The 17,966-nt window shown below is 71.8% G+C and carries 15 protein-coding genes; 10 read left to right on the top strand and 5 right to left on the bottom strand.

What is annotated here, in order from left to right:
- Positions 1-210: 210 nt before the first annotated feature.
- Positions 211-381 carry a hypothetical protein gene (locus AC067N_RS30505; RefSeq protein WP_478682121.1) on the top strand — a complete coding sequence of 57 codons (171 nt, stop codon included), beginning with the start codon at positions 211-213 and terminating at the stop codon, positions 379-381.
- A 43-nt stretch (positions 382-424) separates the two neighbouring features.
- Here the strand turns inward: AC067N_RS30505 and AC067N_RS30510 are convergent, their stop codons facing one another.
- The 3 genes from AC067N_RS30510 to AC067N_RS30520 all read right to left on the bottom strand — a co-directional run bounded on the left by AC067N_RS30510 (position 425) and on the right by AC067N_RS30520 (position 3,257).
- Complete coding sequence (locus tag AC067N_RS30510; RefSeq protein WP_478682122.1) at positions 425-1,801, bottom strand: S1 family peptidase; 1,377 nt, start codon at positions 1,799-1,801, stop codon at positions 425-427.
- Between the two features lie 98 nt (positions 1,802-1,899).
- Positions 1,900-2,406, bottom strand: coding sequence for a GNAT family N-acetyltransferase (locus AC067N_RS30515; protein ID WP_478682123.1), 507 nt, complete (start codon positions 2,404-2,406; stop codon positions 1,900-1,902).
- 11 nt (positions 2,407-2,417) lie between these two features.
- Positions 2,418-3,257, bottom strand: coding sequence for an SAM-dependent methyltransferase (locus AC067N_RS30520; RefSeq protein ID WP_478682124.1), 840 nt, complete (start codon positions 3,255-3,257; stop codon positions 2,418-2,420).
- Between the two features lie 263 nt (positions 3,258-3,520).
- Between AC067N_RS30520 and AC067N_RS30525 the strand changes: the two genes are divergently transcribed.
- The 4 genes from AC067N_RS30525 (at position 3,521) to AC067N_RS30540 (ending at position 8,302) form a co-directional block, all read left to right on the top strand.
- Positions 3,521-4,156: an HAD family acid phosphatase gene (locus AC067N_RS30525; protein ID WP_478682125.1), complete on the top strand. Its 636-nt coding sequence runs from the start codon at positions 3,521-3,523 to the stop codon at positions 4,154-4,156.
- Positions 4,157-4,392: 236 nt separating this feature from the next.
- Positions 4,393-4,779 (top strand): PPOX class F420-dependent oxidoreductase, encoded by a 387-nt coding sequence (locus tag AC067N_RS30530; protein WP_478682126.1) that lies wholly within the window; start codon positions 4,393-4,395, stop codon positions 4,777-4,779.
- A gap of 173 nt (positions 4,780-4,952) precedes the next feature.
- On the top strand, positions 4,953-5,735 hold the full coding sequence (locus AC067N_RS30535) for a peptidoglycan-binding domain-containing protein (RefSeq protein WP_478682127.1): 783 nt from the start codon (positions 4,953-4,955) through the stop codon (positions 5,733-5,735).
- A 179-nt stretch (positions 5,736-5,914) separates the two neighbouring features.
- Positions 5,915-8,302: an ATP-binding SpoIIE family protein phosphatase gene (locus AC067N_RS30540; RefSeq protein WP_478682128.1), complete on the top strand. Its 2,388-nt coding sequence runs from the start codon at positions 5,915-5,917 to the stop codon at positions 8,300-8,302.
- Between the two features lie 56 nt (positions 8,303-8,358).
- Here AC067N_RS30540 and AC067N_RS30545 read toward each other — a convergent pair whose 3' ends face one another.
- Together AC067N_RS30545 and AC067N_RS30550 are read right to left on the bottom strand one after the other, a co-directional pair.
- The gene (locus tag AC067N_RS30545) at positions 8,359-10,269 is read right to left on the bottom strand and encodes a phosphatase PAP2 family protein (protein WP_478682129.1); all 1,911 of its coding nucleotides are present in this window, start codon (positions 10,267-10,269) and stop codon (positions 8,359-8,361) included.
- 104 nt (positions 10,270-10,373) lie between these two features.
- Positions 10,374-11,285 carry an N-acetylglucosamine kinase gene (locus tag AC067N_RS30550; RefSeq protein WP_478682130.1) on the bottom strand — a complete coding sequence of 304 codons (912 nt, stop codon included), beginning with the start codon at positions 11,283-11,285 and terminating at the stop codon, positions 10,374-10,376.
- 239 nt (positions 11,286-11,524) lie between these two features.
- Here AC067N_RS30550 and AC067N_RS30555 point away from each other — a divergent pair, with 239 nt between their 5' ends.
- From AC067N_RS30555 to AC067N_RS30575, 5 genes are all read left to right on the top strand, one after another.
- Positions 11,525-12,646 carry an ROK family protein gene (locus AC067N_RS30555; RefSeq protein ID WP_478682131.1) on the top strand — a complete coding sequence of 374 codons (1,122 nt, stop codon included), beginning with the start codon at positions 11,525-11,527 and terminating at the stop codon, positions 12,644-12,646.
- Between the two features lie 275 nt (positions 12,647-12,921).
- Positions 12,922-14,244 (top strand): extracellular solute-binding protein, encoded by a 1,323-nt coding sequence (locus tag AC067N_RS30560; RefSeq protein WP_478682132.1) that lies wholly within the window; start codon positions 12,922-12,924, stop codon positions 14,242-14,244.
- Positions 14,245-14,368: 124 nt separating this feature from the next.
- Positions 14,369-15,289, top strand: a complete 921-nt coding sequence (locus AC067N_RS30565; RefSeq protein ID WP_478682133.1) for a carbohydrate ABC transporter permease — start codon at positions 14,369-14,371, stop codon at positions 15,287-15,289.
- Positions 15,286-16,188 (top strand): carbohydrate ABC transporter permease, encoded by a 903-nt coding sequence (locus tag AC067N_RS30570; protein WP_478682134.1) that lies wholly within the window; start codon positions 15,286-15,288, stop codon positions 16,186-16,188. Before AC067N_RS30565 ends, AC067N_RS30570 begins: the two co-directional genes overlap by 4 nt.
- Positions 16,189-16,190: 2 nt before the next feature.
- Entirely contained in the window at positions 16,191-17,909 is a 1,719-nt protein-coding gene (locus tag AC067N_RS30575; RefSeq protein WP_478682135.1) for a hypothetical protein, read from the top strand.
- Positions 17,910-17,966 lie beyond the last annotated feature (57 nt).

The raw sequence follows: 17,966 nt of genomic DNA on the forward strand, positions 1-17,966 counted from the left end.
CGCGTTGCCGAAAGCCCCTGGTAGCCCCGCTACAAGGAGCTTCCGGCGCCTTGCGATCGCACGCACCGGACGCCGCGAGCTGATCGGACTCCACTCTTGTTCGGAGCTCCAAGGCCCTGAACACGGAGTGATCAGCTTCACGGTCCGTAATGTCTGAAGTGGGACCTTTACTCACACGGGCTTCACGTTCGACGACATATGGTTTACACCATGTCCACTACCCCTGATGTCGTCCTGGAAAGAGCGGAAAGACCGGTACGAACGGCCGCCGAGGTCAACGAGGAGATCCGGGCACTCTGGTTCCGGAGCGGCGGGACGTTGAACAGGGAGCAGCGGAGCGAGTACGAGCGGCTCGTCCTCGAATGGGCCGCGGCCCAGTAGCTCTCCGGCCGCGACCCCCTCGTGGCTGACCGTGACGGGGCGCTCAGCTCCAGCTCTGCGAATACTGACGGCGGTAGGCCGCCCGGTCCTGTTCCGTACGGATGAAGCGGGTCGCCGCCAGGGCGACCAGGCTGCCGGCGACGACCAGAAGGCCCGGACCCAGGTTGCGCGGGTCGGCGAGGCGGTCGACCAGATCGGACGCGGCGCCGGAGGCGTCGACCGGCCCCACCGCTCCCGGCTCCACGGCACCCGGCGCGGCCGCGCCCTGCTGGGCCTCGTCGTCGGAGGGGGCGTCGGCACCGGCGGTCGCCTGCGCCTGGGGAACACCCGCCAGTTGGACGTTCAACTCGTCCAGGGCGTCCTTGAGCGGCTGGAAGAAGGTGGTGCCGCCCTGTGAGCAGTCACCGTTGCCGCCCGAGGTGACCCCGAGAGCCACACCCTCCGAGAAGAGCGGGCCCCCGCTGTCGCCGGGCTCCGCGCACACCGTGGTCTCGATGAGCCCGGAGACGGTGCCCTCCGGATAGTTGACCGTCGCGTCGAGGCCGGTGACCTCGCCGTTGCGGAAACCGGTCGTACTGCCGCTGCGGAACACCCGCTGGCCGATCGCCGCGTCACCGATACCCGTGATGCGCACCCCGCGCCCGTCGCCGACGGCGACGACGTTGCTCGCGTTGCTCGGCGCGTCCTTCAGGTACTGCACCAGCGAGAAGTCACCGCCGGGGAAGTTCGTCTCGACGGTCCGGCCGATCTCCTCCCGGCCCTGGTTGTCGGAGAACCACACCGAGCCCGCCGGACCGCAGTGCCCGGCGGTCAGCATGAACGCGTTCTCCCCGTCCGTGACGTTGAAGCCGATCGAGCAGCGCCCGCCGGTACCGAAGATCGGCTGTGCGCCGTTGAGCCGCATCGTGTAGGCGCCCTTGGTGCGCTCCATCCGGACCGAGCCGCCGATCCCCTCGGCCAGGTCCGTCAGCCTGGCCCAGTCCCCCTTGGAGACGGTGCTGTCGGCGCGCACCACGACCTCGTTGGACGTGGGGTCGATGGCCCAGGAGGTGCCCGGTACGCGGGGAGCCGAACGCAGGGCCGCGGTGGCGGACTTCAGCTCCTCGGCGCTGTACTCGACCATCTTGGGGCGGGCGCCCGCCTCCTTCACCTCGGCCGCCGCCTCCTCGTCGGTGACCGCGACCACCGGCCGCCCGTCGTCGGCGATCCAGGAGCCCGCCGTACGGGAGGAGCCGAGCCTGCTCACCAGTCCCGTGGCCGTGCCGGAGGCCGCCAGAACCGAACTGCGGGCCGCGGGCGGCGAGGTGACGGGTTCGGTCGCCATCGCCGCCTGGGTGACCATCAGGCCTCCGCAGAGCAGTCCTCCCACGGCCGTAAGCCGTGCCACTCGCTTCACGACTCGTCGTCGTGCGTGCCTCATTACCTGGCTCCCGAACCCCGTACGGCACGGCGTCAACACCGCGAGGGCGTCCGGTCCTTGAGCGCCCTTCTCCTATACGTGCGGTGACGGGCACGTGTTCACCAGTCGGCGTCGACATACCCCAACGTCCGGTTCATGGCGATCGCCCGGGTGTTGCCGGGGTGGTGGACCGTGCGGACGAGGCTGACCCCGCACAGGCCGGCGAAGCCGAGGCCGAACGTCTTCATCGCGACGGAGAGGCCCCGGCCCCGGTGACCGGCCCGCACCCCCGTCATCTCGTTGAACACGAACCCGGACCCGCGCCGGTCCGAGGTCGCCGCCATCCCGACCCACCGCTCGCCGTCGAGGGCCAGCACGACTCCGCGCGGATCGTAGGCGGGGACCTCGAAGCGGAGCCGGTGGTACTCCGCGTAGCCGTGGAACGGGCCGCGCCCCGGGATGTCCGCCGAGCACTCCTTGTTGAGCGCGTACAACGCGCGGCGGTGCTCCGGGGTGTCGCCGAGTTCCGAGAGCGTGGTCAGCCGGATGCCCGACGTCCGGCACTTGTCGACGTACGGCTGGAAGCGGGCCAGGTCGAAGTCGGTCACGTCCAGTTGGAGTCTCACCCGGTCGGTCGTCATCGGCGCTTGGCCCCCACTCCGCAGTACATGGCGACTTCCTCCGGTTCCCCGGAGCCGTCGCCGGTGGTCTCCGGGCGCCAGCGCGTGCACGACACCACGCCCGGTTCGAGGAGGTCCAGCCCGTCGAAGAAGCGGGCGACGGCCTCCGGGGCGCGCTGGTTCAGCCGCGGGGTGCCGTGCGCGTTCCACCAGGCCGCGGCGGCGTCGACATCGGCCCATCCGGGGCCGGTGATGGTGTGCGACAGCACCAGATGGCTGCCCGCGGGCAGGGCGTCCATCAGACGGCGCACGATGCCGTGGGGGTCCTCGTCGTCGCCGACGAACGCCATCACGTCGAGCAGCATCAGCGCGACCGGCCGGCTCAGGTCCAGGATCCGCGAGGAGTGCCGGAGAACCGAGTCGACATTGCGCACATCCTCGTCGACGTGGTCCGTGCGGCCCTCGGGCGAACTGGTCAGCAGGGCGCGGGCGTGGACCAGGACCAGCGGATCGTTGTCGACGTAGACGACACGCGCGTCCGGCGCGACGCGCTGGGCGACCTCGTGGGTGTTGTCCGCGGTCGGCAGCCCGGCGCCGATGTCCAGGAACTGCCGGATGCCCACGTCGGCCGCCAGATGGCGCACGGCCCGCCCCAGGAACTGCCGGTCCGCGCGGGCGTAGTCGTGGATGCTCGGATGCATCCGGCTGATCTCGTCCCCGGCCTTCCGGTCGACCTCGTAGTAGTCCCTGCCACCGAGCCAGTAGTTCCAGATCCGCGCCGCGACCGGCCGGGTGGTGACGATACGGCTGTTCAGCGAGGAGGAGGGGAAGGCCGAGGCTGCCGGGTTGTCCGTCACGGCTTCAGCTCCTGGATCTTCTGTGGCGTAAGCAGAGTCAACGGGCAATGTAGACCCGTTGGTTGGGCTTTGCCGAGCCTTCTGCGATCTTCACGGCGAACGGGGTGCCGTCCCCGCCCCGGCTCCGCGGTTTTTCGATCGTCGAGACCCCTCTACCAATCAGTAACTCTCAGGTAGTCTCCCGGCCACTGATGGGCATGACCATGACGAGTGCGGCGACGGTTCGAACGACCTCGCCGCTTTCACATGCGAAGGGGACGAACATGACAGCTAGCGGTGTGGGACGCCGCGTCACGACGGTCGCCGCGGTGGCCGTCCTGGGTCTGGGCGGTTCGCTGACCGCCGCCGTGCCTGCGGCCGCGGCCCCGAGCCGGGCCGTGGTGAGCGCCGCCGCGGCCGCCGAGGTCGACTACGCCACCTGGCAGAAGGACGTGAAGGCCGTCATCGACACGGCGACGCCCTACGTGCAGCAGCGCACGGCGAACACGTCCGGGCGCGGGCTCGCCATCGTCTTCGACATCGACAACACCACCCTGGAGACGCACTACACGCCCTGGTACAAGCTGCCCACCCCGGCGCTCAAGCCCTCGCTCCAGCTGGCCCGGTACGCCAAGTCCCGCGGGGTCGCCGTCTTCTTCGTCACCGCCCGCCCGGGCATCATCGAGAGCATCACCGAGTGGAACCTGAAGACCGTCGGCTACCCCGTCGACGGCCTCTACGTCCGCGACCTGCCCGACCTCTTCGAGGAGGTCTCCGCCTACAAGACCGCCTCCCGGGCGGACATCGAGTCGGACGGCTACACGATCATCGCCAACGTCGGCAACAACACCACCGACCTCGTCGGCGGCCACGCCGAGCGCACGTTCAAACTCCCGGACTACGACGGCCTGCTGGACTGACGCCGCGACGTCCTCGCCGGCCGCTCATCGCGCTACGGCCGCCGGCTCGTCACCGGCGGCCGTACACCTGGGCCCTTCTCCCGCGGAGATCCGTCAGAAGGGCCCTCGGGGCTGTGGTCCGACTCCCGTCTCCCCCCCCGACGCCCGGCACGCCCTCTCGGCGCCCCGGGCGAAAGCCCGAGTCGCCCCGTACGAGGACTTCCGCCCGGCGCTCCCCCGAGCCCTAGACTCCGCCCATGGCCGACACCACACTCGACGCCCTCGGCGCGGGCAAGTACCTGCTGATCACCACCTACCGCAAGAACGGCACCGCCGTTCCCACCCCGGTGTGGGTGGTGCGGGACGGTGACGCGCTCGGCGTCTGGACGGTCGCCGACTCCTGGAAGGTCAAGCGGATCCGCAACCGCGCCGACGTCCTCGTCGGCCCCTGCGACGTACGCGGCAACCCCACCGGGGAATCCGTCCCCGCCCGCGCCGAGATCCTCGACGCGACCGGCTCCGCCGCCTACCGCCGGCTCATCGCCCGCAAATACGGCCTCCTCGGCCGCCTCACCCTCCTGGGCAGCCGCCTCCGCCGGGGTTCGACCGGCACCGTCGGCGTACGCATCACCCTGACGCCCTGACGCCCTGACGCCCTGACGCGCGAGGTACAGGCCGCCGCCTTCCGCGTGGTGCAGACCGTCGCCGTGCTCCCCGGTGAACCGGCGGGCGGCCGATGAGCTGAACCCTCCGCGCGGTCCTCCCGTATCTCCTCACGGGGATGGCGGGAGACCGCTTTCCACGGAAGGAGAACAGCGTGTCGATGCCGCCCGAACCAGGGCAGACGACGAAGCGTCCCACGATCGAGCCCACGTATGTCATGCGCCGCCGCCGGACCGAGGCCCTGGCGGAGCTGCTGCGTGAGTTCGAGCTGTACAAGGGGACGACGGCCCCCAAGGAGGAGTACGAGACCGTCGCCGTACCCCCGACACCCGCCGCGAACCGGCCGGCGGCGCCGGCCACCGAACCCGCGCCGGAGCGGCTCCTGCCCCGGACGGACGAGTACGAGACCGAGGAACTCCCCCCGGTGAGGGCCGGCGAGGACTTCGCGACCGGCGCCGCCCCGCGCGGTGAGCGACGCGGGCGGAAGCGCCCGGCACCCGACGGGGGAGCGGGCCTCAAACGGGCGGCCGTCGTCGTCGGCATCGGAGCCGCGGCCCTCCTCGGCTTCGGCGCCGCACTCCTCGTACCCGGCGGTGACACCAGGCCCGAGGCCCGGCCCATCACCCCCACCCCCTCGGCGCCGGCCGCCTCCGCGCCCGCGCCCGAGCCCTCCGCCCCGGAACGTGACGCCGCCGCCGACCCCGACGGCCCCGGCACCCTCCGCGAGGGCGACAGCGGCCCCGAGGTCTCCGAACTCCAGCAGCGGCTGAGGCGCATCCCCAACGTGTACGACAACGGCCCCACCTCGGGCGAGTACGACGTCGTCCTCAGGGAGGCCGTCGCCCGGTTCCAGCTCTGGTACGGCATCCGCGGGGACGAGACCGGCGTGTACGGCGACGACACCCGCAAGGACCTCGAATCCCGCACCACGGCCTAATGTTCTGTCCCGGGAGGTTGTGGACGGGTGAGGCAGGTCTCGGCTGAGGGATCTTGAACAGGTGAGGGCCTCCCGGTTCGGTGGGGATTGCGACGTCGCCCCGCGCGGCGGGGCCGGACCCGGCTCGTCCCCGGCGCATCCGGGTTGTTGCCCTGCCGCGATCGGACCATCCTGGCCATATGGTGACGAAGGCGTCCGGCGGGCCGCGGGCCGTGACGGCCGACGAGGCGATGGCGGTGGTCGACGCCCACGGCCTCGTCTCCGGATGGAGCGAGGGCGCGCGCCGGCTCACCGGGTACACCGCCGCCGACGTCACCGGCCGGCCGGCGTCGGACCTGGCCCAGGGGGACGCGACGGCGGCCCGGCGGGCGCTGCTCGCGCACGGCGAGGCGGTGCTGACCCTGCGCCACCGGGACGGCCGGCCGCGGCAGGTGGGCCTGCGGATGGTCCCGCTGCTGGCCGGCGACGCCCGGCGGGGGTTCGTCGTGGTCGCGAGTCCGGACCCGGCCGAGCGGGCCCTCGGCGAGCTGGCCTTCCAGCAGGCGTCCCTGTCCATGTCGGTCTTCGACACCGGGCAGCGGTACCTGAGGATGAACGACGCGGCGTGCCGGGGCATGGGCCGGCCGGAGGCGGAGTTCCGGAACCGGTACTACCCGGAGACCGTGGAGGACGCCGACCACAGCCGCGCCTTCCTGCGCCATCTGGAGACCGTCGTGGAGACCGGCCGGCCGGTCCACTACGAGAGCTGGACCCGCTCACCGTCCGGCCGCCGCACGCACGCCTGGAACCTCGAGATGTGGCCGGTGCGGGACCACGGCGGAGCGCTGATCGGCACCGCCCTCGCCGCGTTCGACAGCAGCGAGCAGCACTGGGCACGCCAGCGCCTGGCCCTGCTGAACGAGGCCGCCGGGTCCATCGGCACCAAGCTCGACGTGGTCCGGACGGCCCGCGAACTCGCCGAGCTGGTCGTACCCCGGCTCGCCGACTTCGCCAGCGTCGACCTCCTGGAGTCGGTGCTCCGGGGCGAGGAGCCCCGGAGGGGCCCGGTCGACGGCGATCTCGAACTGCACCGGGCCGCCCACCACTCCGGCACCCCCGGCGTCCCCGAGGCGGCGGTCCGCCTGGGCTCCGCCGACCTCTACCCGCCCTTCTCGCCGCCCGCCCGCGCCCTGCGCACCGGCGAGGCCGTCCTCACCCGGACCGGCGACCGCGACCTCGACGCGTGGTTCGCCCGGCACGACGCCCGCTCCGCCAAGCTGCGGGAGGCCGAGGAACGGGACCTGTCCCTGATGGCCGTACCGCTCGTCGCCCGCGGCACGACCCTGGGCGTGGCCGTGTTCGTACGGAGCCTCACCCCCGAACGCCCCGACGCCTTCGACCGGGACGACGTGGCCCTGGCCGAGGAGCTGACCAGCCGCGCCGCCGTCTGTGTCGACAACGCCCGCCGCTACACCCGCGAACGCACCACCGCGCTCGCCCTCCAGCGCAGCCTGCTGCCGCGTACGGTGGCGGGTCAGGCGGCCGTCGAGTTCGCCTCCCGTTATCTGCCGGCGCTGTCGCAGGCCGGGGTGGGCGGCGACTGGTTCGACGTGATCCCGCTGTCCGGCACCCGCGTCGCCCTGGTCGTCGGCGACGTCGTCGGACACGGCATCCACGCCTCCGTCACCATGGGCCGGCTCCGCACCGCGGTGTGGGCGCTCGCCGACGTCGACCTGCCGCCCGACGAACTCCTCACCCACCTCGACGACCTCGTGGAGCACCTCGCGGCGGGCGACGAAAGCGGCGGCGGAGAGATCGGCGCCACCTGCCTGTACGCGGTGTACGACCCGGTGGCCCGCGTCTGCTCGATCGCCTCGGCGGGGCACGTACCGCCCGTGGTGGTACGGCCCGACGGCGGCGTGGACGTCATCGACGTGGTGGCGGGACCGATGCTGGGCGTCGGCGGGCTTCCCTTCGAGTCGACGGAGCTGGAGCTGCCCGAGGGCTCGGTCCTCGCCCTCTACACCGACGGCCTCGTGGAGGCCCGGGACCGGGACGTGGACACCGGCACCGCCGCCCTGCGCGCCGCCCTGACCGGGCCGGTCGGCAGCCTGGAGGGCGCCTGCGACAACGTGCTCAGGGACCTCCTGCCGGACACCCCGGCCGACGACGTGGCCCTGCTGCTCGCCCGCACCCGCGCCCTCGACGCGGAACAGGTGGCCGTCTGGAACTTCGCCGACGACCCCTCGCTCGTCGCCGACGCGCGCAGGCTCGCCACCGACCAGCTGGTGCGCTGGGGCCTGGAGGACGCCGTCTTCGTCACCGAACTCGTCGTCAGCGAACTCGTCACCAACGCCATGCGCTACGGCGGCGCCCCCATCCAGCTACGGCTCATCCGCGACCGCACCCTCATCTGCGAGGTGTCCGACGGCAGCAGCACCTCCCCGCATCTGCGCCGGGCCCGCACCTTCGACGAGGGCGGCCGCGGCCTGCTCCTCGTCGCCCAGCTCACCGACCGCTGGGGCAGCCGGCCGAGCGGCGCGGGCAAGACCATCTGGGCCGAACAGGCGCTGCCGCCGGCACTGTGAGACGACGGCAGGGGGCGGCATCCGCCGCCCCCTGACCAGCTCACCACCGCAAGGTGCTACTTCTTCCGCAGACGCACCGACACCCCGTGTCGGTCGCACACCTGCTCGGCCGTCCAGCCCTCGACGGCGACCGTGACCTCGGAGAACCGGCCCCGCAGGGACCCCGCCCCGATGACCGCCACCGTGCTGCCCGGCCGCGGTGGCTGCGCGGCGTCGAAGCGGACCACCAGCTCGCTGCCCCGCTCCAGGACCGCGACCCCGTCCACCACGAGGGCAGGGTCGGCGCCCCGGTCCAGCGTCACGTCGAGGACACCGGCCTGCGTGTAGCCGCCGCGCACCCGCACCGTGCGGTCGCCCGTGCCGAGCGTGCCGCCCGCCACCCGCACGTCACCGCGGCCGAGGGCGTCCTTCGAGCCCGCCGCGAGCACACCTGCCTCCACGGTGGTTCCACCCGTGTACCGGTTGGCGCCGGTCAGCGTGAGCGTTCCGCCGCCCCGCTTGACCAGGCCGCCCGGGCCCGAGATGTCGTTGCGCCAGGTGTCGGCGGTGTGGAATCCGCCGAGCGCGGGGTCCAGCGTGACGGTGACGTCGGTGTCGAAGGCGCCGTATCCGTCCGCCGCCGCGAACAGGTTGAGCCGCCCCCACTGCTCCCAGCCGTCCAGCAGCACATACCCGGACGGCAGCGCGGTGGTGCGCAGCACCTCACGCCGCTGGGCCGCGTCGAGGTACGGCAGCCGCGTCTCCAGCAGCACCTCGGCGCCCTTCGGTACGGTCAGCTCCTGCGAGCGCCCGCGCCGGGTCAGGATGTACGTCAGCTTGGGCTCGACCAGCCGGGCGTTGGCCATCCGGTCGGCGTACGGGTCGGTGTCGGTGCCGGCCGAGTGCGCGTACGCGAACAGGGTGTCGGCCGTGGTGCCGGTCCTCGCCTGGAAGTACTCGGCGGCCTGCTTGCGCGCGGCGGCCTTCAGCCCGGCGTTCTTCGGGTCGGCGAGCGTGGCGGCCGCCAGTGCCGTGGCCATCACCCGGCCGCCGAGGACGTCGACCGCCGAGTGCATGCCGGAGACGATCCGGTCGTGGCTCGCCTCGAACGCCCGGGTCACCATCTCCTGGAATCGCTCCGGTATCGCGTACGCGTAGGCCAGGGCCGCCAGGTGCAGGGCGTTGGTGTGGCCACTGGGGAAGCCGCCGTCCTCGGCCGGGTTCTCGCCGCGCTGGCGCAGCAGCTGCGGGGCGACGATCACCTCGGACTCGTACACCGGGAAGCCGAACTCGTCCTTCGCGCCGGTGTCGACGACCTCGCTGTTCTCGTTCATCCGCCAGGGCCGCGGGTACTGGTACGAGAACTTGGCCGGGTTGCTCGACGCGAACGGTCCGCGGACCGTGTTCACCAGCTGGGCCACCAGACCCAGCTCGGAGGTGGTCGACCCGGCGCCGTTCGCCGACCCGGGGGGCGCGTCGGCCGGGACGGAGTCGCTGATCTTCCCCGGCGGGATGCCGTCCGGGGCGGAGGTGATCGCCGTGACCGCCTTGGCGCCCGCCTTGTAGAGGTCGGCGAGCGGGCCGAGGCCGGAGATCACCGAGTAGCTCTGGTGCTGCCGGTCGGTGATGAACGCCTGACGGGCCTGGGCATCCGTGCGACGGGCGGTGATCCGGGCGCAGTAGCGCATGTTGGCGCGCAGGATCTCCGGCAGCAGCGGGGCGCCGGTGTTCCAGGCGCCCCCGCTCTTCCAGACAGCGGCGAAGCCGCCGAGGGCGCGGACCACGGCGTTGGTCTCGGGCGTGAGGTTCGCCGTGGTGTTGGTGGTGTAGTCGTCCACGAACGCGGCGAACGCGGTGGCGGCCTTGGCTTCGGGGGCCTGCCACAGGCTCGCGAGGGTCGGAGCGGCGAGCAGGCCGGCCGAGACGCCGAGGGAGTTCCTGAGGAAGACGCGCCGGTTGAGCGTGTGGTGCCCGGCAGATGACGGCATGGGGGTGCCGCTCCTTTCGCGATGGGGTGATCGTGCGGGCTGAGCGTGGAGTTGACGTATGACCGGTTCATGTCCGGTCGGCGACCGGACGGTGATCAGGATGATCAGGAGCTGACCGGTCGAAGGAGGGATCGTGCGAGTGCCACCGCCCCCTCGACCGGCGGCACGCGCAGGGGCTGCGGCCGGGCCGAGGGGAGCGTGTGGGTCAGGGCGACGGCGAACGCCGAGTACAGGGCGGGTCGCGAGAGGATCGTGCCGCCCGCGACCACCACGTCGTCGACGGGGACGCCGCGCGCGGCCAGCCGCTCGACGAGGGAGGCGAGTGCGCGGCCTCCGTCGTCGATCACCCGGTGGGCGAGGACGGAGCCCTGCTCGGCGGCCTCGAACACCACGGGGGCGTGCCTGCCCCACTCGGCGGACACGTCCGTGGCGCTCTCCAGGGCCGCGCCCAGCGCCGGGACCTCGCCCACCTCGAACGAGGCGACCAGCAGCCGGGCCAGCGGGTCAGGGGCCTCCCCGCGGTCGTGCGCCGCCCAGACGGCGCGGGCCGCCTCGCGGACCAGGCCGGCGGCGCCGCCCTCGTCCCCGAGGACCGCGCCCCAGCCGCCGACCTGCACCGGGGTGCCGTCGGCGAGGCGGCCGACCGCCACCGAACCGGTGCCGGCGACGAGCCCCGCGCCCTTGTCGAGCCCGGCGGCCGGGACGAGCAGTTCGGCGTCCCCCACGACCAGGCACGGCACCTGAAGCCGTGCCTCCAGGGCGAGGCGGATCTCCGCGCACTGCCGGGGGGTCTCGCAGGCGTGCGCGCCGACCGCCACGGCGGCCGGGGCGACCGGCGGGGGCAGCACCTCCTCGACCAGCGCGGCGAGCCACTCGGTGGCCGCCGCCGGGTCGTGCGGCCGCCAGCCACGACTCGTACGGACGTGGTCGGCCACGTTCTCCGTCCCCGTGACCGCACGGAGATGGGTCTTGGTGCCGCCCACGTCGATACCGATCGCGGGCCTGAAGTCCTGCACGGAAGGCCTCTCTCGTCGTTGCGTTGCGATGGCGCTGCGACGGCGGGCGAACCGTGCCTGGACACAGAAAAGTCTGTGGGGGGTGCTCGGGAAGCCCCGGGACGGGCCTCTGCTGGTGCGGCAGGCGAGTACCGCTTGACTTCGTTAGGAAATTAACTAACGAATTAGGGAGCGTCAAGAGGTTCGGACCCGGATGCCGCACGACCCGTGCGGACCGCCGCGGCACGACTGGGGAGAGCATGTACCTGAGCGAGAGCGCCCGCACCGTGTTCGCCGTACTGGCGGCGACGTGCACCGCCACACGCCCCCAACTGGCCGCCGCGGCGGGCCTGTCCAAGCCGACCGTCTCGTCCGCCGTGGCCGAGCTGGAGGCGGCCGGCCTCGCCGCCTGCTCGGGCACCGCCTCCGGCGGCACCGGCCGCTCCGCCGCCGTCTACGCCCTCGGCGCCGCGGCCGGCGCCGTCCTCGCCGTCGACCTGGGCCCGAGCCGCACCCGGGTGCGTGGCTGCGCCCTGGACGGAACCCTGCTCGCCGAGGGCGCCGGCTCCCGGCCCGACGCCGCGGGCGTCGTCAGCGAGGTCCTCGCCGAGCTGCCGCCCGGCGCCCCGCTGCGGGCCGTCGTGGTGGCGGTCGGCGACGTGACCACCCGGGGCCGGGAGGGCGGCGGGGAGCGCCCGGCGACCGCCAAGGCGGGCCCCGTCTTCGACGCCATGTCCGTCGCCCTGCCGCCGGGTGTCCCGGTCCACCTCGAGAACAACGTGAACTGCGCCGCGCTCGCCGAACTCCACGAGGGCGCCGCCCGCGGCCGGGACACCTTCGGCTACCTGCGGATCGGCGTCGGCATCGGCCTCGGCGTGGTCATCGGCGGCCAGGTGCTGCGCGGCGCCAACCACGCCGCCGGTGAGGTGGCCCGGCTGCCCTACCCGTGGGACGAGGACCGCGAACCGCGGCACGAGGGCCTGGAGGCGCACCTCGGGGCGGGGTCCCTGCTCCGGCGGGCGTCGGCCGCCTGGCAGGACGCCGACGGGCCCTGTCCGCGCTCCGCCGAGCGGCTCTTCGGCCTCGCCGACGAGGGTCACCCGAGGGCCTGCGACGTCGTGGGCCGGCACGCCGCCGACGTGGGCAGACTCGCCGCCGCGGCCACCGCCGTGCTCGATCCCGGACTGATCGTCCTGGGCGGTGCCGTCGGCGCGAACCCCCAGCTCCTGCCCGGTGTGCGGGCCGAACTGGCCCGGCTGAGCTGGCCCACCGAGGTGGTGAGCAGCGCGCTGGGCGAGAGCGGCACCGTCGTGGGGGCCAGTCGGCTGGCGGTGGCCCGAGGAATCCAAACCGTGACCGGAGGGGTGCGGGTGGAGGATTGACGGACTCCACCGACATCTGCCAATGTCCGGACAAGCGCTTTCTAGGTCGGCCGGGACGCCGACTTGGGGCGAGTCTCCCGCCCGTACGAGACGTACGGCAACCGCACGAGGGCGAGCCCGTGCGTGACGGCCGGAACGGCCGGGGATCTGGCCCCGCGAGGACGACGCGGCCGGGCGAGGCCGCGCCCCCGGAAGGCAACCCCTCCTGCAAACTGCACCCGTGCCGCCTCGGTCGGCGCCGTGCTCTGTCCCCTACGACGAAAAAGGGAACGAAGATGATCACTGTGGGTGTGCGGCGCTCCCGCCGACTCGGCCGCGGCGGAATACGCCGCCTGGTTCCCCTCGCTGCCGTCGCCACGGCGGGCGGCCTGCTGCTCTCGGCCTGCGGCGGGGGATCCGAATCGGGCGGGACCTCCAAGTCGCTGACGTTCTGGATCTCCACGGTTCCGGGGCAGGACGCGGGCTGGAAGAAGATGGTGGCGCAGTACGAGAAGGAGACCGGCGTCAAGGTCAAGCTCGTCAACATCCCCTACGACGGCTACACGGCCAAGCTGCACAACGCCGCGCAGGCGAACTCCCTGCCCGACGTGGCGGCCGTCCCGGCGCTGGACCCGATCTGGTCGAACAAGCTGATCGACCTCAGCTCCATCGCCGACAAGAAGAGCAACAACATCAACGCCAACTTCCTGGCGAAGGACAAGTCGGGGAAGGTGCTGTCCATCCCCTCGGACGTCACCGCGTCCGGCATGTTCATCAACAAGTCGCTCTTCGACAAGGCCGGCGTCTCCTACCCGACCTCGCCCCAGAAGACCTGGACCTGGACCGAGTTCATCAAGGCGGCGAACAAGGTCCGCGACAAGACGAAGGCCAAGTACTCCCTGACCTTCGACCAGTCGCCGTCCCGGCTCCGCGCCATGGTGTACGAGATGGGCGGCAAGTACGTCCACGCGGACGACTCCGGCAAGTTCTCGGTGGACGCGGCGACCAAGAAGGCCGTGAACACCTTCGTGGGCTGGAACGACGACAAGACCATGCCGAAGTCGGTGTGGACCAGCGGCGCCGACCCGTCGGCCATGTTCCAGAGCGGTGACGTCGTCGCCTACTGGTCCGGTGTGTGGCAGGTTCCCGCCTTCGCGGAGAGCATCAAGAAGTTCGAGTGGGCGAGCGTCCCGACCCCCGCCCAGCCGGTGCAGGCCAGCGACGTCAACAGCGGCGGCATGACGGTCGGCTTCAACAACAACGCCGACGCGGCCGCCGCCGCGAAGAAGTTCCTGTCCTGGCTGTACGAGCCGGACCACTACCGGGCGCTGTGCGAGGCCTCCGGCTTCCTGCCGGTCGAGAGCGGTCTGAACCCGAAGTACCCCTTCAAGTCCGAGGCGGCCCAGGCGGCGTTCAAGCTCTACAACGAGTCGATCCCGCTCTACGACCCGATCTCCGGCTACTTCAACAGCGCGCAGACGCAGTGGGTGCTGAACGGCAAGAGCCTCACCGAGGACCCGACCAAGACGGAACTCGGCAAGGCGATCAACGGCGAGCAGTCGGCCGACAAGGCCCTGGAGAACATCGTGGCCGGCTACAACCAGCAGGTCGGCGGCTGACGCGGGACGACGGTCCCGGGCGGCGGGAGCGGGACGCCGCCGCCCGGGACCGTCGGGCCCCCGCGATGCCGGGCTCATGGCCCGAGCCCACCGGAACCCCATCCACCAGCACGGAGCCAGGAACATGACAAAACGCGCCTCGGACGCCTCGGACGTGTCCGTGAGCCCGCCCAGGAGACGCAGCAAGTACACGCTCGCGCCGCTCGTCCTCATCTCGGCCAATGTCGTGCTCTTCTCGCTGTTCTTCGTCTGGCCGGCGGTCATCGGGCTCGTCTACTCGTTCACCGACTACACGGGTGTGGGGGTTCCCCGGTTCACGGGACTGGAGAACTACAGCAACCTGGCCGGGGACTCCGCCTTCTACCACGCGCTGACCCGGACGCTGCTGTACACCGTGCTCTTCGTCCCGCTGAACTTCGCGCTCTCACTGCTCGCGGCCAACCTGGTGGTGAGCAAGCACGCCAAGGGTTCGTCGGTCGCCCGCGTCATCTTCTTCATCCCATGGCTGCTGTCGCCCATCGTCGTGGGCGTCCTGTGGCGGTGGCTGTTCGGTGAGAACTTCGGACTGGTCAACTACGTCATCGGCGAACTCGGCGGTAGTGCCGTTCCATGGCAGTCGAACGCGGACCTGTCGCTGCTGGTGGTGGTGATGGCGGCGTCCTGGATGTGGACGGGCTTCACGATGCTGCTGTTCATCGCGGCGATCAAGAACGTGCCGGTGTCGTACTACGAGGCGGCGTCGCTCGACGGCGCCGGCCCGTGGCGCCAGTTCTTCAGCATCACGCTCCCGAGCATCGCGCCCACCTCGTTCATCGTGATCCTGCTCAACACGATCAACGCGATGAAGGAGTACCCGGTGTTCGTCGCCCTCAACAACGGCGGGCCCGGCACATCGAACAACCTGCTCGTCCAGTACATCTACGAGACCGGCTTCAAACGGGGCCAGATCGGCTACGCGAGCGCCGCGTCCTTCGTGCTCATGCTCATCCTGATGGCCGTCGCGATCATCCAGCTGATCGTCAACCGGCGGGTGGAGAACCGATGACAACCACAGACATGCCACGCCCGGTCGACGCAGGGCCCGGACGGGTCGTCTCCAAGAAGGCGCCGCGCAAGGCGGCCACCGGCGGGCTGCGGCGGGCGGTGCCCGCGACGGCACTGCTGTGGATCCTGGCGTGCCTGTACGGGCTGCCGGTGCTGTGGTTCATCCTCAGCTCCCTCAAGCCGGCCAGCGACCTGTTCTCCTATCCGCTGTCGCTGGTTCCCGACGACCCCACCCTGTCGGGCTACCTGACGGCGTGGCGCAGTGCCAACTTCTCCCAGTACTTCATCAACACGGCCATCGTGTGTGTGATCACGACGATCCTCACGGTGGGAGTCAGCTGCTGCACCGGTTACGCGCTGGCCAAGTACGACAACCGGTGGCTCAAGGCCTTCTTCATCTGCATCCTGGCCACCACGATGCTGCCGGGCGAGGTCATGCTCGCCCCGTCGTTCCTGGTGGTCCGCGACCTGGGCCTGTACAACTCGTTCGGCGGCATCATCCTCCCGGCCGTGCTCACCGCGACGGGATGCTTCATGTTCCGCCAGTTCTTCCTGACGGTTCCCGACGAACTCGTGGAAGCCGCACGCATCGACGGCGCGCGTGAACTCTCGATCTTCCTGCGGATCATGGTGCCGCTCTCCCGGCCCATCATGCTCACCCTCGCCATCCTGTCCTTCCAGTGGCGGTGGAACGACTACATCTGGCCGCTGCTGATGCTCAACGACCCCAACAAGTTCACCGTGCAGATCGGCATCCAGAGCATCGTCGGCGCGCAGAACATCAACTGGTCTGTGCTGCTCGGCGCATCGGTCATCTCCATGATCCCGCTGATCCTCGTCTTCCTGGTCTTCCAGCGCTACGTCATGAACGCCGACATCAATGCCGGACTGAAGGACTGACCTTGCCCACCCCGATCGACCACGACTTCGTCCGCGCGGCGGCCCGCGCCGCCGACCGCGAGGCCGCCCCGCTCGCGGCCCACCCCGGCGAGGAACCCGCCGGTGTGCCCCACCGCGCGCTGGCCCGCCGAGTGAAGACCCTCGTCGCGGCCTATCGTTCCCCGGACTCGGCACTCCACGGCAGCGATCAGGCCGTCGCCGCCGCGATGACCCACCTCGCCGCCCTGGAGGCCGCGCAGACCGCCACCGGTCTCTTCGCCGGCGGCGACAACGTGCAGTCACCGCCCGACTCCGCGTTCACCGTCAACGACGTGTGCGACGCGCACCTCCTCGCCGCGGACGCCGGGCCGGAACTGCGGGACGTCACGGCCGCGCTCGCCGAGATCGCCGGCGCCGCCACGGGCAGTCTCCTGACCGGCGGAGTGCACACCCCGAACCACCGCTGGGAGCTGTGCGCGGCGCTGGCCCGGCTGCACCGGTCGTTCCCGGACGACCGGCTGCTCCACCGCGTCGAGGAGTGGCTCGCCGAGGGCGTCGACATCGACGCGGACGGCCTGTACTCGGAACGGAGCGCCAACTACGCGGCCCATGTGTCCAACCCGTCGCTGCTGCTCCTGGCCGAGGTGCTCGGCCGCGCCGACCTGCTGGACGCCGTGGTCCGCAATCTCGCCACGACCCTGGACCTGATCAGGCCGGACGGCACGGTGGAGACCGTCCACTCACGACGGCAGGACCAGTACCACCCGTTCCCGCTGGCGCCCTATCTGCCGCACTACCGGCTGCTCGCGATCCGCACCGGCCGGGGCGACTTCAGCCGGGCGGCACTGCTGGCGGCCGACGGCGGCATCGACGACCCCGACCTGCTCGCCCAGACCCTCCTCACCCCGGACCTGTGCCGAACCCTGCCGGCCCCGGCCGCGGAGACACTTCCCCGCGACCGGTACCTCACCACCGCACGCCTCGCCGCACGCGCCTCGGCCCACGCGCACACGGTGGTGTACGGCGGTTCCGACGTGCCCGGGCACCGGCGCATCCGCTCGGGCCTCGCCTGCAACCCCACCTTCCTGCGCCTGTTCGCCGGCGACGCGGTCCTCGACGCGGTCCGTCTCTCGCGGGGGTTCTTCGACCTGGGCCCGTTCCGCGCCGCCGAGGTGGAGCAGCCCGCCGACAACCGGTACCGGCTCACCGAAACCCTCACCGCCGCCTACTACCAGCCGCTCCCGGCGGAACGGAGGCGGGACGACGGCCTCTACCGGCTGGTGGACGAGGGACGCTTCTCGGCCGCGATGGCCTTCCCGGACCGGCCCCGGGACGAGGTCTCCCACACCACCCGCGTCGAGGTGGACCTGCGGGAGGACGGCGCCGACCTGCGGATCGACATCAGCGGACCCCGGGTGCCCTGGGCCCTCGAACTGACCTTCAGGCCGGGTGGCGTGCCTGAGGGCGCCGTGCCGATCGGCGACGGACGCTGGTGCCTGACGACCGGGCCGATGACCTACCGGGTCGGTGACGACGAGATCCGGGTCGAGGCCGGCACCGAGGCAGGCGAACCGCTCGCCGGGCCGGACCGGAGCGACGTGCTGCGGTACGACCCGGGTCAGGACCACACCGTGGTCGGCGGCACCGACGCCACGACCGGGAACCGCGTCTACATCGGCGGACTCGGCCCGCACACCCTGACCGTCGCGCTGCGCGCCGGCAGGACCGAACCCGTCGTGTGACTCCGACCCACCGACCGACCGGTCCGGGCCTCCGCCTCCCGTCGGCGGCGGCCCGTA

Source organism: Streptomyces sp. NPDC042364 (genome assembly GCF_056437585.1).

Bases quoted from the DNA above. Each gene is read 5' to 3' on its own strand.
- AC067N_RS30505 (WP_478682121.1), top strand. From the start codon at position 211: ATGTCCACTACCCCTGATGTCGTCCTGGAAAGAGCGGAAAGACCGGTA.
- AC067N_RS30510 (WP_478682122.1), bottom strand. From the start codon at position 1,801: ATGAGGCACGCACGACGACGAGTCGTGAAGCGAGTGGCACGGCTTACG.
- AC067N_RS30525 (WP_478682125.1), top strand. From the start codon at position 3,521: ATGACAGCTAGCGGTGTGGGACGCCGCGTCACGACGGTCGCCGCGGTG.
- AC067N_RS30530 (WP_478682126.1), top strand. From the start codon at position 4,393: ATGGCCGACACCACACTCGACGCCCTCGGCGCGGGCAAGTACCTGCTG.
- AC067N_RS30540 (WP_478682128.1), top strand. From the start codon at position 5,915: ATGGTGACGAAGGCGTCCGGCGGGCCGCGGGCCGTGACGGCCGACGAG.
- AC067N_RS30545 (WP_478682129.1), bottom strand. From the start codon at position 10,269: ATGCCGTCATCTGCCGGGCACCACACGCTCAACCGGCGCGTCTTCCTC.
- AC067N_RS30555 (WP_478682131.1), top strand. From the start codon at position 11,525: ATGTACCTGAGCGAGAGCGCCCGCACCGTGTTCGCCGTACTGGCGGCG.
- AC067N_RS30560 (WP_478682132.1), top strand. From the start codon at position 12,922: ATGATCACTGTGGGTGTGCGGCGCTCCCGCCGACTCGGCCGCGGCGGA.
- AC067N_RS30565 (WP_478682133.1), top strand. From the start codon at position 14,369: ATGACAAAACGCGCCTCGGACGCCTCGGACGTGTCCGTGAGCCCGCCC.
- AC067N_RS30570 (WP_478682134.1), top strand. From the start codon at position 15,286: ATGACAACCACAGACATGCCACGCCCGGTCGACGCAGGGCCCGGACGG.